This window comes from uncultured Aliivibrio sp., assembly GCF_946479765.1.
GTDB lineage: Bacteria > Pseudomonadota > Gammaproteobacteria > Enterobacterales > Vibrionaceae > Aliivibrio.
In genome coordinates, this window is the sequence record NZ_CAMLHO010000014.1 from 38123 (window position 1) to 50293 (window position 12171).

Below are 12171 nucleotides of genomic sequence, written 5' to 3' on the forward strand. Positions count from 1 at the left end.
CGATTGGTCTAGATAATGAGCTGGCAACAAAAAGCTCACTATTGATATTCTTTATTGAGGAATTAAATCACTGAGCTCTAATGACTCGTACGTTATGTAACTCAATTTTTTTCTGATGTTCTTCGCTTAAATCATTATTGGTGATCAGCACATCAATACTGTCCCATGGCAATTCCACATTCGGAATTTTTCGACCAATTTTTTCTGATTCAACCATTAAAATTACTTCACGAGCGACTTCAGACATCACTCGACTTAAACCCACCAGTTCATTGAAGGTCGTAGTTCCACGCTCTAAGTCAATGCCATCTGCACCAATGAACAACTGATCAAAATCATAGGATCTTAATACCGACTCTGCCACTTGACCCTGAAATGAATCAGAATGACTGTCCCATGTTCCACCTGTCATTAATAACGTGGGTTCATTCTCGATTTCTTGCAATGCATTCGCCACCGGTAATGAATTGGTCATAACAACCAAACCATTTTTCGTTGATAATTGGTTAATCAACGCCGCCGTCGTACTGCCACTATCAATAATGATTCGATTATGATCTTTAATCAGTTCTACCGCTGAAATAGCCAAAGATAACTTTCGATTCGAAACTTCTTCGCACGTATCTTCTTGAATGATATTTGAAGGCATTAACACCGCCCCGCCATACTTACGCATCAGCAAACCATTCTTCTCTAACTCTGTTAGATCTTTACGAATAGTTACTTCTGAGATATCAAAGAGCTCCGAAAGTTCTTCAACCGTAATTTCCCCTTTCTCAATTAATAAAGAAAGGATCATATGTCGACGTTGTTTAGTGTTTCTTTTTGACATGACAAATCCAGTAAGTTTCGATTTGAAAGAAGTTTAGTTTCGTTTCGTTTAATTGTCTAGAGCTGGAAATTAATTCGTTTTAAATAATAAGATCATCACTATTGTTCGTTTCATCTCAAAAATAACGATCAGTAAGAGAGGCAGCGCAGACTTTAACGCCTATAAATTGCTCATAACGCGGTTAGATGTTAATTTTATTCCATAACTTATGAGGAATAATGTAGCCATGGACGACAACTACACCATTATTATTGCAGACGATCATCCCTTATTTCGTAATGCACTTTTTCAATCCATCCATATGGCGATCAGCGGAGCCAATCTACTCGAAGCCGATTCTCTAGATGCACTCTTAACCGTATTAGAAAAAGAGCCCGATCCCGACTTATTATTACTCGATCTTAAAATGCCGGGCAGTAACGGAATGTCTGGTTTAATTCACCTTCGCTCTCAATATTCAGACCTGCCTATTGTGGTTGTCTCTGCCAGCGAAGAAAGCAGCATTGTCTCTCAAGCAAAGAGCCATGGGGCCTTTGGCTTTATTCCAAAATCAAGTGACATGCGATCATTAATTTCAGCGTTGAACCAAATTTTGGCAGGGGACTCTTATTTTCCAGAAGGCTCGATTAAAAACAGCCAAGCGTGTGATGATCTCACAACAAGAATAAGCAGCCTTACTCCTCAACAATATAAAGTGCTTGGTATGCTGTCTGATGGGTTGCTTAATAAACAAATTGCTTATGACTTAGATGTATCTGAAGCCACAATAAAAGCGCACATGACAGCCATTTTTAGAAAGTTAGGGGTAAAAAATAGAACCCAAGCCGTTATTCTATTGCAACAAACTGAAAGTTAACTTTGATATAACATACTGGTCTATAAATTAAGGTATATTACCCGTTCATTTTATCCCTCTGTTTAACCTAACTCTGGGAGAGTTCATGATAAGCATCCTCGTTACTCAATTCGTTGTTCTTTGGGCTGTTATTGATCCTATTGGTTCTGTACCCGTCTATCTTTCACAAACTCAACATCTATCGGCTAAGCAACGTAAAGTTGTTGCTTTAAAAGCCGTTGCTATTGCCACCTCTGTCCTGTTATTTTTCCTCGTTATTGGTCAATTACTATTAGAAGCGATGCAGATTCCATTACCCGCGTTTCAAGTTGCAGGGGGATTGGTTCTTCTCATCTTTGCCTTAACAATGATTTTTGGTGAGAGTAAACCCGAACAAGAGCAAAAAATGAGTGAAGAAATTAGTCATTCAGATCTCGCAGATTTAGCGGTTTACCCTTTAGCGATTCCCTCCATTGCTTCTCCAGGCGCAATGATGGCAATTGTGATGCTGACAGATAATTCTCGATATTCCTTTTTAGACCAATCAGTGACTGCAGCGGTCATGATTGTGGTGCTCATCATTACTTTATGCCTTCTACTTGGGGCTACCTTTATTCATAAAATAATAGGAAATGTTGGCGCAGCTATCATTAGCCGTGTAATGGGGCTAATTTTAGCCGCCGTTGCCGTAAATAACCTGCTACTTGGAATTAAAGATTTCTATTTTTAATGAATACCGTGCCTTAGACCTTGGTATTGATTAACATAAATTTAACACGAAAAATCACAACCCACCTCACATAAAACGCTCATATTTTGGGCGTTTTTCTTTATCTGCTCGACTAAAGTTGCACTGTTTTCTTACTCACTCGCTGCTAATCTCTTTTTGGTTACATATCATTAACATTAAAGGAGCCGGCTATGGCGTTCGAAACAAAAGAACAAGCACAAGCCTATTGGAAGGAAAATCTAAGAATAATGGGGGGGCTACTCTTCGTCTGGTTCGCCGTCTCATTTGGTGCAGGCATTTTATTTGTAGATGCTCTGGATACGATTCAAATTGGTGGCTTTAAATTAGGCTTCTGGTTTGCACAACAAGGTTCAATTTATACCTTTGTTGCCCTGATCTTTATCTATGTGGTTCGCATGAACACATTGGATAAAAAATACAATGTACAAGAAGACTAGAGGAATTAGCATGGATATCCAAACTTGGACGTTTATATTAGTAGGTATCACTTTTACCCTTTATATCGGCATTGCGATATGGGCAAGAGCTGGATCAACCAGTGAATTCTATGTTGCTGGCGGAGGGGTTCACCCTATTGCCAACGGCATGGCAACCGCCGCTGACTGGATGTCGGCAGCGTCATTTATCTCAATGGCAGGTATCATTTCTTTTGTTGGTTATGATGGGACTGTTTATCTAATGGGTTGGACTGGCGGCTATGTTTTATTAGCTTTATGTCTTGCGCCTTATTTACGTAAATTTGGTAAGTTCACTGTGCCAGATTTTATTGGTGAGCGTTACTACTCACGAACCGCTCGTATGGTAGCGGTGTTCTGTGCCATCTTTGTCTCTTTCACGTATGTGGCAGGACAAATGCGTGGTGTTGGCGTAGTGTTCTCTCGGTTCCTAGAAGTTGATATTAACATCGGCATCATCATTGGTATGGGTATCGTATTTTTCTATGCGGTATTAGGCGGCATGAAAGGCATCACTTATACGCAGGTTGCTCAATTCTGTGTTCTCATTTTCGCCTTCCTTGTTCCTGCTGTTTTTACCTCAATCATGATGACGGGTAATGTATTTCCTCAAATTGGTATGGGGTCTACTGTTACCGGCTCCGAAGTCTACTTATTAGATAAATTGGATGGATTAACCACTGAATTAGGGTTTACACCTTATACCGATGGCTCTAAGAGCATGGTCGATGTCTTCTTTATCTGTGCTGCACTAATGGTTGGTACAGCAGGGCTTCCTCACGTAATTATTCGTTTCTTCACGGTTCCTCGTGTTAAAGATGCACGTATTTCTGCGGGTTGGGCGTTACTGTTCATTTCATTCTTATACACCACTGCACCTGCGGTTGCCGCGTTTGCTCGTGTGAATATGATTGAAACCATCAATGGTCCAGACAGCCAAGGAGTTGCAGCTGCTGATGCACCGAGTTGGTATAAAAACTGGGAAGACACAGGTCTAGTTGGTTGGGAAGATAAAAATGGCGATGGTAAAATGTTCTACTCTGGTGATGAACGTAATGAAGTGGACATCAACCGAGATATCATCGTTCTAGCATCTCCTGAACTGGCAAACTTACCAAACTGGGTTGTTGCATTACTAGCGGCCGGTGGCTTAGCCGCGGCATTATCAACGGCTGCCGGTCTACTACTGGTAATCTCAACGTCTATCTCTCATGATTTATTAAAGAAAGGCTTTAAGCCAAACATGACCGATAAACAAGAACTGCTCGCCGCCAGACTTGCCGCCGTTGTTGCTATTATCGGTGCTGGTTACTTAGGGATAAACCCACCGGGATTTGTTGCACAGGTGGTTGCCTTCTCCTTCGGTTTAGCAGCAGCTTCTTTCTTCCCTGCGATCATCTTAGGTATTTTCTATAAGAAGATGAATAAGGAAGGCGCTATTGCTGGCATGGTTTCTGGTGTTACCTTTACTACTGCTTACATTGTTTACTTTAAATTCATTGACCCAGCAGCAAGCACACCAGACAACTGGTGGTTTGGTATCAGCCCTGAAGGGATCGGTACCCTAGGTATGTGTCTAAACTTTATTGTTTCAATTGCAGTAAACAAAGTCACCGCAGAAGTACCACAAGATGTTCAAGATCTGGTTGAATCGATTCGTTACCCTAAAGGTGCCGGTGAAGCTCACGATCATTAATCTGATAATGTTCAGTTTAATAGAACCAGAATAACGTCAGAAAAATAATTTGGCTGATATGAAAAGGGAGTTAGTTATGCTAGCTCCCTTCTTTTATGATTAGTCCTAAACCGCTGAGGTAGTATGGCGATTTAACACAGACCTTAATTTTAACGGTTTGACTGGCTTTGCAATAAAACCAAAACCATTACTTTTAATACTTTCTAGTAAATCCTCAGTTTTATCTGCACTGATCATTACCCCTTCAAAGTTATTTCCTAAACGTAAGCGGCATTGTTGTAATACTTCTAATCCGGTTCTGTCGTTATCCAATCGGTAATCTGAGAAGATGACATCGGGTACCCAATCGTCTTCTAAACAACGTAAACTTCCCATTAAATCTGTCGCAGTTTTTACTTCACAACCCCAACGTTCAAGTAGCGATTCCATGCCAATTAAAATATCTGGTTCATTGTCCACACACAACACGCGAACCAAACTTAATGGTAATTCCGGCTTTTGGGTTATGGTAGGCGTATCGCTTTCAAGCGCCACACCACGCTCCAATGTGACAGAAAATACCGAGCCTTTATTCACCCATGAACGCAGAGAAATAGTATGTCCGAGCACATGAGAGATCCCTCTCGCAATCGCTAACCCTAACCCTAACCCTTGATCAGCTCTGCTTTGATCGACACGAGTAAATTCTTCAAAAATGGCTTGTTGTTTTTCTGCTGGAATACCAATGCCGCTGTCCCATACATCAAGACGAATTTTACCTTCGACTCTTCTGGCACCCAGTACCACTTTACCCTCTGGGTTATATCGAAAGGCGTTGGTTAAGAAGTTCTGTAATACTCGACGTAATAATTTCGGATCGGATTCCACCACCACATCAGAATGAATCACTGAAAAATCAATGCCTTGTTGTTTTGCTAACGCACCAAATTCGGCTTCTAAATTAGAGAGCATATGGTGGAGTGAAAAGCCGTGAACATTAGTTTCTAACTTACCCGCTTCTAAACGAGAAATATCCAATAAATCGCCGATTAACTCTTCTGCCGCCCCTAATGCACTTTCAATATGCCCTGATATTTTCTTTGTCTCACCGTCTTTAGCGACTTCGCTTAATGAAGACGCAAACAAGCGGGCGGCATTCAAGGGCTGCATTAAATCATGACTCACCGCTGCTAATAATCGTGTTTTTGAGTGCGAGGCTTTTTCTGCACTTTGGGTAGCGCCCACCAATCTCTGATTCAATTTTTCTAATTCTTTGGTTCGTTCATGCACTCGAAACTCTAGGCTTTCATTGGTTTCTTTTAGGGCTTTTTCTGCCTGTCTAAATATCGTGATGTCCGTAAAGCTCATCACAAAACCGCCATTTGGCATCGGGTTCCCTTGCACTTCGATCACCTGTCCATCCGCTCGAATTCGAGAAGACACGTGTCGAGTGCCTCGCTCTAAATGCTCAACTCGTCGCTTAACGTGCACTTCAGGATCACCCGGCCCACAAAGCCCTTGTTCTGCATTGTGTCGGATAACATCCGCTATCGGACGCCCCACTTGAATAAGTCCTGCCGGAAACGTAAATAACTCTAAATAACGCTGATTCCATGCCACTAGCTTCATCTGCTTATCAACCACAGCAATGCCTTGGCTTATGTGTTCAATCGCTCCTTGCAATAACCCACGGCTAAAATCATAAAGTTCAGAAGCCTCATCAACAATGGTCGCGACCTCTTCAAGTTGCATATTTCGTCCCTGCAAAGCAGACGTCAGTACTAAGCGAGAAGAAGAAGCACCAAACACCCCGGCTAAAACTCGCTCGGTATGACGGATTAGTGCAGAGCTTGCTTGTTGCTGCGGGAGTAATTCTTGATCATGTTGCAGTGAAAACTGACGGAAAGCTTTTTGCGCTCGACGGCGACCAACAAACCGAGAAGCAAGCATTTCGATTTCAGCGACCGTTACACGAGTTTGATAAACACTGACATCTTCGTTTTCTGGCAGGGGAGCACCTACAAATACGGCGGCTTGTAAGCGCTCACTTAATGATGCTCGAGTCACCGAAGACACTAGAATAAATAACACCGCATTTAAACCTAAACTGAGCATCATTCCCCAATCAGCGGTTTTAACCTCTACTATTTGTAACCACTCCGGCGGAGTAATTAACCATAATAAAAAATTATTTTCAGCCGTCCCTGCTAGTATTTGGGTTTGACTCATAAGAGTAATTACCCACACCAGAAAGCCGATAGTTAATCCTGCATACACTCCTTTTCTATTTGCATTACGCCAATACAATCCACCAATCAATGCAGGGGAAAATTGAGCGATCGCCGCAAACGCCAATAAGCCAATTACCGACAATGATTCAATTGAATCTAATGCTTGATAGAACCCCCACGCCCCAACTAATAATAGAACTATCAACAACCGCCGAATCGTCACTAATAATTTAGAAAAATGCCCAAAGGTTCGAGATGTGGTTCTTACTCTACGTAAGAGTAAAGGCAATACTAAATCATTTGAAACCATAATCGCGAGCGCAATGGTCGAAACAATAACCATACCACTCGCCGCTGAAGTACCTCCAACAAACGCAAGCAATGCCATGTACTCTGCGCCTACCGACAACGGCACACTAATAACAAAACTATCACTAACGCCACCAAAAAGCAGAGCTTGCCCTGCCCATGAGATAGGTAAAACAAATAATCCCATCAATAATAAATAAAGAGGAAAGACCCAACGTGCAGTCCTTAAGTCTTGCGCTTGTTCATTCTCCACCACTGTTGTGTGGAACTGACGGGGCAAACAAATTATCGCCGCCATCGTTAATAACGTATGAAACAATAAGGTAATTAAATTGGGCGGTTGGTAGGTGTCTTTTGCTACGGTAATCAGGTCAACCGTTGGCTCTGAATACGCCAAATATAAAATGAATCCACCAACCGAAAGAAAGGCAACAAGCTTAACAATAGACTCAAATGCCACAGCCATCATCAATCCACGATGATGCTCTGTGGTATCTATATGTCGAGTACCAAATAGAATAGTAAAAATCGCTAATGCACCACCGACAAACCAAGAGATGTGACCATCTTGATACCCTAAATCTTGCGCTAAATTAGGAGCCACAAGATCGAGCCCCATGGTGATCCCTCTCAGTTGCAGCGCAATATAAGGAAGAATACCAATCACCGCAATGACCGTAATCACACCAGCTAAACCTTGAGATTTACCGTAACGAGCCGCAATAAAATCAGCAATGGACGTAATGTGCTCTCGCTTTGCAATCAGAATAATTCGGGCTAAAAAACGCCATGCAAAAACAAACACAAGAATGGGGGCAAGATAAATAGGAAGAAAAGACCACGGGTTGCTAGTGGCTTGGCCTACCGTGCCATAAAAGGTCCAAGAGGTGCAGTAAACCGCAATAGAAAGACTGTAAATCCACGGGCGATAACGCGATAACCACCCTTTTTGACGATCACCATACCAGGCAATTAAAAATAGCAATCCTAAATAAGCCAGCGAAACTGGCACGACGATCCATCCTTGTGTCATCACTCATCCTTGGTGATACCACTCTCAGTTCTGAGCATAAAAAACGCCAGAGTGGTACGAATATTCTGTCGCACCAGTCTAACGTTTTATTATTACTTCGCTTTTATCCAAGCCAACAAATGTGATTAGGACCTATTTATCTTTTACTTTATCCAGCTTAATCATTAAGGCAAAGGCACCCATCACTGCCATACCCCAGAAAATATGCGCTCCCCACACTTCATAACCCCAACCACTTAATGTTGTCATTAAGGCAATAAAGGCACCAAGCGGAATCGCATTATATAAGGCTTGTAGTGGGATCATTTTGTTTTGAGGGAATTTTTGAATGTATTGAATGGCGGCCAAATGTGCCATCGCAAAGGTCACACCATGCAGTGCTTGAACCAATATTAGTGCCGATAACTCTGTCGTTGCCGCCGTTAATCCCCAGCGGATCATGACACCAACGGCTGCCACTTTAAATAAAGTCGAGACTTTCCATCCCGCGAACAATTGTCTGCTAAAAGCAAACACCAACACTTCAGCGACGACACCTAAGCTCCACAAATAACCAATGGTACTTTCTTCATAGCCTGACGCTTTCCAATAAATAGAGCTGAAACTGTAATACGCGGCATGGCTACCTTGAATTAACGACACCAAAATAATAAATTTTAATACCGGAGCTTCACGAAGTAAGGTCAATAATTTAGGGCGAGTTTGATCTTCTTCCGAGACTGACACTGGCATTGGATTTGGATTACGCATCACTAAGAATAATGCTGCTAAGATACCGGCAATCGCAGTGTACACAATCATGTCGGTGCCAAAGCCTGACACTAGGTAACCCACGACCGTTGAGCCGGCAATAAAACTGACTGAACCCCATAAACGAGTTCGGCCATAATCTAATAATTTATTTTTCGCATAATAATTCGTCATTGCATCAGAGAGAGGGATAGCTGGACCACAGGACAAATTAAACAACACGGTGACAAATGCCATCCACCAGAAGTTGCCGCCATTAATAAGAAACAACCCAAGTGCAATCAAGGAGGCAAACGTTAATGCGCGCAGGGCTGGAATTAAATATTCAACTTTATGCAAGCGAGGAGTGATCACTAAGTTCGCCACACAACGCGTCGCAAATCCCAAACCAATTAAAACACCAATATCTCCTGCTGATACCCCTTGGTCGGCAAACCACAGCGCCCAAAAAGGCAAATACACACCATAGGCAAAAAAGAACCCACCAAAATATTGAGAGATCCAAGCAAAGGGAGAAACGCTTACCATGACAATGTCCAAAGGGAATAAAAAAGAGACACTCATTATGGCACTGTATTTGTTTATAAAAAGGGAAAACAAAACAGAAGAAAACTGCACCTTTTAAAATGTGACTTCGCCTTCAAATTTCACACCTTTTATGAAAATCCTAGACTAAAGTCGTCTTCATTCTTATCTAATTTTTGGGGAAAATCAGATAAAATAATTATGAAAGGATGGGGTTATGCCAAGTGAACTCAATTTCTCAATTGCTCCATTCAATCTTCTAACGGTAAAACAGAAAAATCTACTCGCCCAGCATGTTGATATAATCTATTTTCGTTCCGGTGATATTATTTTGCATGAAGGGCAATCAACAGAGAGCTTATTCATCATAATTAAAGGCGTTGCGGAGGAACGTTCTAATGACAGCGGTGAGGTTTATGCACACTACACTAATGATGATATTTTTGATGTTAGATCTCAATTAGAGCAGTCTGTAAAACACAGCTATCACGCCCTTGAAGACACCTTATGCCATCTTATTCCTCGTGATATTTTTACCTCTATTTATCATGATAATAAAGATTTTTCTGCCTATTTTAACAGTAGCTTGGCAACCCGTAAGGCACTTCTCACTCAAGCTCATCAACAGCAAAACTTAGCGGAGTTTATTCTCACCAAAATAGATAACGAAACCATTCAACCCAGTTTAGTTGTTGATTGGAATACCTCATTAAAACAGGTGACCCATTTACTTAAAGAACATAATGTCGACGCCCTCTTTGTCGAACTCAACCAATATGATCCAAGGCATAAAGCAAATCAACATCAACTCCCCATAGGCATTATTACTCGTACCGATTTATTGCACGCATTAGTTCTCGATAACCACCAACCCAATCATCCTGTGGGGCCAATTGCCACCTACCCAATCGTACATATTCAAAAGCATGATTACCTTTTTAACGCCATGACACTAATGACTCGCCGCCATATAAAAAGAGTTGCCGTGTTGGAAAAGGATCAATTGATCGGCATGTTGGACATGACACAAGTATTGAGTCTTTTTTCTACTCACTCTCATGTGCTAACACTGCGTATTGCCCGAGCGCAAAGCATTGATGAATTAGCAATTGCTGCCAACAGTCAAACACAGTTAATCGAAACCTTAATGAATAATGGCATTCGTACCCGATTTATTATGGAGCTTATCTCAACCGTTAATGAACAGATTATAGAAAAAGCCTTTAGTTTGATCGTCCCTAAAAGTCTGCATGATCATTGCTGCTTGATCGTGATGGGATCAGAAGGAAGAGGCGAACAAATTCTTAAAACCGATCAAGACAATGCCTTAATCATTAAAGAAGGATTGGAGTGGCATCAATGCCATGAACTGATGAAGAAGTTCACTCACACCCTGCTGCAGCTAGGCTATCCATTATGCAAAGGGAATATCATGGTCAGCAATGCGCATTGGGTAAAAACTGAACGTGAATGGCAACATTACATCACCAAATTAAGCACCGAATATAACGGTGAAAACATGATGCACCTTGCTATTTTATCGGATGCTCATGCCGTTGCGGGAAATCATCAATTACTTTCTCCTCTAAAACATTTATTAACTCAGAAGATGCAAGAAAATGAGCTCGCACTCAGTATCTTTGTCCGCCCTGCATTGCAATTTATTGTGCCATTAACTCTATTCGGAAAAGTAAAAAAGAAAAAAGAAGGGATCGATATCAAACAAGGTGGGATTTTCCCAATTGTTCACGGTATTCGCGCACTATCCTTAGAGCAAGGCATAGAAAAAACCAATACCTTCCAACGCATTGAAGAGTTAAATCAGCGTAATGTATTAGAACACTCGACAGCAGATAATTTAACAGAAGCGTTAAAACTGTTTTTTAAATGGCGACTTCGTCATCAACTACAAGAGAGTAGAAATAGACAATCTAACTACATTCATCTTGAACAGCTTGATAGAACAGAGCGAGATTTATTGCGTCATAGCTTACATGTCGTGAAGAAATTTAAAGAATGGCTTGGCTACCATTATCAAATAAGGGATTAACCAATGAACATTCTGCAACGATTATGGTGGCAATATAAATTACCCAACCACCCTCATCACAACCTTTTTGACCAATACCAAGGAGATGAGTTGGTCTCTATTGATTGTGAAACCACCAGCCTTGACCCAAATCACGCAGAAATCGTTTCTATTGCAGCCATTAAAATTCAACATAATCGAATATTAACCAGTAAAACGATTCATTTAAAACTGACGCCTCCACAAAGTTTAACCTCCGATTCAATTAAAATTCATCACCTTCGCCATCAAGATTTAACCCATGGCCTTTCAGAAAAAGAAGCGATCACTCAACTTATTCAATTTATTGGCAATAGACCCATCGTGGGTTATCACATTCGCTATGATAAAAAAATATTAGACCGTGTCTGTTTGCGTCATTTATCTCACCCTCTACCAAACCGCTTAATTGAGGTGAGTTACCTATATCATCATAAATTAGAAAAATTACTCCCTAACGCGTATTACGACCTCAGTATTGACGCGATCTCCCGACATTTAGACCTACCACAGGCAGAGCGCCATGACGCACTTGAAGATGCGATTGCCGCAGCCCTAATTTATGTTCGCTTAACTTATGGCGATTTTCCTGATCTACCTAAAATACGAAATGCTCACCGTTACTGATCTGCCTCTCAAAAATCAACACTCATTGCTCTGAAAATTCAGTCAACCCTTATTTCTCTGACTAAAGTCTAATTGTTGAA

General features: G+C 41.3%; 9 protein-coding genes. 6 read left to right on the top strand and 3 right to left on the bottom strand.

Going from position 1 to position 12171, the window contains the following annotated elements; genetic code table 11:
• Positions 1–67: 67 nt before the first annotated feature.
• Complete coding sequence (locus Q1K78_RS07430; RefSeq protein ID WP_300176167.1) at positions 68–832, bottom strand: DeoR family transcriptional regulator; 765 nt, start codon at positions 830–832, stop codon at positions 68–70.
• Positions 833–1058: 226 nt separating this feature from the next.
• On the opposite strand from Q1K78_RS07430, the gene Q1K78_RS07435 reads away from it, so the two are divergent.
• The 4 genes from Q1K78_RS07435 to Q1K78_RS07450 all read left to right on the top strand — a co-directional run bounded on the left by Q1K78_RS07435 (position 1059) and on the right by Q1K78_RS07450 (position 4569).
• Entirely contained in the window at positions 1059–1688 is a 630-nt protein-coding gene (locus Q1K78_RS07435) for a response regulator transcription factor (RefSeq protein WP_300176171.1), read from the top strand.
• An 85-nt stretch (positions 1689–1773) separates the two neighbouring features.
• Positions 1774–2397, top strand: coding sequence for a MarC family protein (locus Q1K78_RS07440; RefSeq protein WP_065592897.1), 624 nt, complete (start codon positions 1774–1776; stop codon positions 2395–2397).
• A 191-nt stretch (positions 2398–2588) separates the two neighbouring features.
• Complete coding sequence (locus tag Q1K78_RS07445) at positions 2589–2855, top strand: DUF4212 domain-containing protein (RefSeq protein ID WP_300176177.1); 267 nt, start codon at positions 2589–2591, stop codon at positions 2853–2855.
• Positions 2856–2865: 10 nt separating this feature from the next.
• Positions 2866–4569, top strand: coding sequence for a sodium:solute symporter family protein (locus Q1K78_RS07450; RefSeq protein ID WP_300176180.1), 1704 nt, complete (start codon positions 2866–2868; stop codon positions 4567–4569).
• Between the two features lie 105 nt (positions 4570–4674).
• Here the strand turns inward: Q1K78_RS07450 and Q1K78_RS07455 are convergent, their stop codons facing one another.
• Both Q1K78_RS07455 and Q1K78_RS07460 read right to left on the bottom strand, forming a co-directional pair.
• Positions 4675–8121 (bottom strand): PAS domain-containing hybrid sensor histidine kinase/response regulator, encoded by a 3447-nt coding sequence (locus Q1K78_RS07455; protein ID WP_300176183.1) that lies wholly within the window; start codon positions 8119–8121, stop codon positions 4675–4677.
• 132 nt (positions 8122–8253) lie between these two features.
• A complete protein-coding gene (locus tag Q1K78_RS07460) occupies positions 8254–9399 on the bottom strand; it encodes a 3-phenylpropionate MFS transporter (protein WP_300176186.1) in 1146 nt (381 codons plus the stop codon).
• Positions 9400–9613: 214 nt separating this feature from the next.
• On the opposite strand from Q1K78_RS07460, the gene Q1K78_RS07465 reads away from it, so the two are divergent.
• Both Q1K78_RS07465 and Q1K78_RS07470 read left to right on the top strand, forming a co-directional pair.
• Positions 9614–11446 (top strand): putative nucleotidyltransferase substrate binding domain-containing protein, encoded by a 1833-nt coding sequence (locus tag Q1K78_RS07465; protein WP_300176189.1) that lies wholly within the window; start codon positions 9614–9616, stop codon positions 11444–11446.
• Between the two features lie 3 nt (positions 11447–11449).
• The gene (locus Q1K78_RS07470; RefSeq protein WP_300176192.1) at positions 11450–12091 is read left to right on the top strand and encodes a 3'-5' exonuclease; all 642 of its coding nucleotides are present in this window, start codon (positions 11450–11452) and stop codon (positions 12089–12091) included.
• Positions 12092–12171: the final 80 nt, after the last annotated feature.

Excerpts from the sequence above, each read along its gene's own strand:
- Q1K78_RS07430 (WP_300176167.1), bottom strand. The coding sequence starts at position 832 with ATGTCAAAAAGAAACACTAAACAACGTCGACATATGATCCTTTCTTTA.
- Q1K78_RS07435 (WP_300176171.1), top strand. The coding sequence starts at position 1,059 with ATGGACGACAACTACACCATTATTATTGCAGACGATCATCCCTTATTT.
- Q1K78_RS07440 (WP_065592897.1), top strand. The coding sequence starts at position 1,774 with ATGATAAGCATCCTCGTTACTCAATTCGTTGTTCTTTGGGCTGTTATT.
- Q1K78_RS07445 (WP_300176177.1), top strand. The coding sequence starts at position 2,589 with ATGGCGTTCGAAACAAAAGAACAAGCACAAGCCTATTGGAAGGAAAAT.
- Q1K78_RS07450 (WP_300176180.1), top strand. The coding sequence starts at position 2,866 with ATGGATATCCAAACTTGGACGTTTATATTAGTAGGTATCACTTTTACC.
- Q1K78_RS07455 (WP_300176183.1), bottom strand. The coding sequence starts at position 8,121 with ATGACACAAGGATGGATCGTCGTGCCAGTTTCGCTGGCTTATTTAGGA.
- Q1K78_RS07460 (WP_300176186.1), bottom strand. The coding sequence starts at position 9,399 with ATGGTAAGCGTTTCTCCCTTTGCTTGGATCTCTCAATATTTTGGTGGG.
- Q1K78_RS07465 (WP_300176189.1), top strand. The coding sequence starts at position 9,614 with ATGCCAAGTGAACTCAATTTCTCAATTGCTCCATTCAATCTTCTAACG.
- Q1K78_RS07470 (WP_300176192.1), top strand. The coding sequence starts at position 11,450 with ATGAACATTCTGCAACGATTATGGTGGCAATATAAATTACCCAACCAC.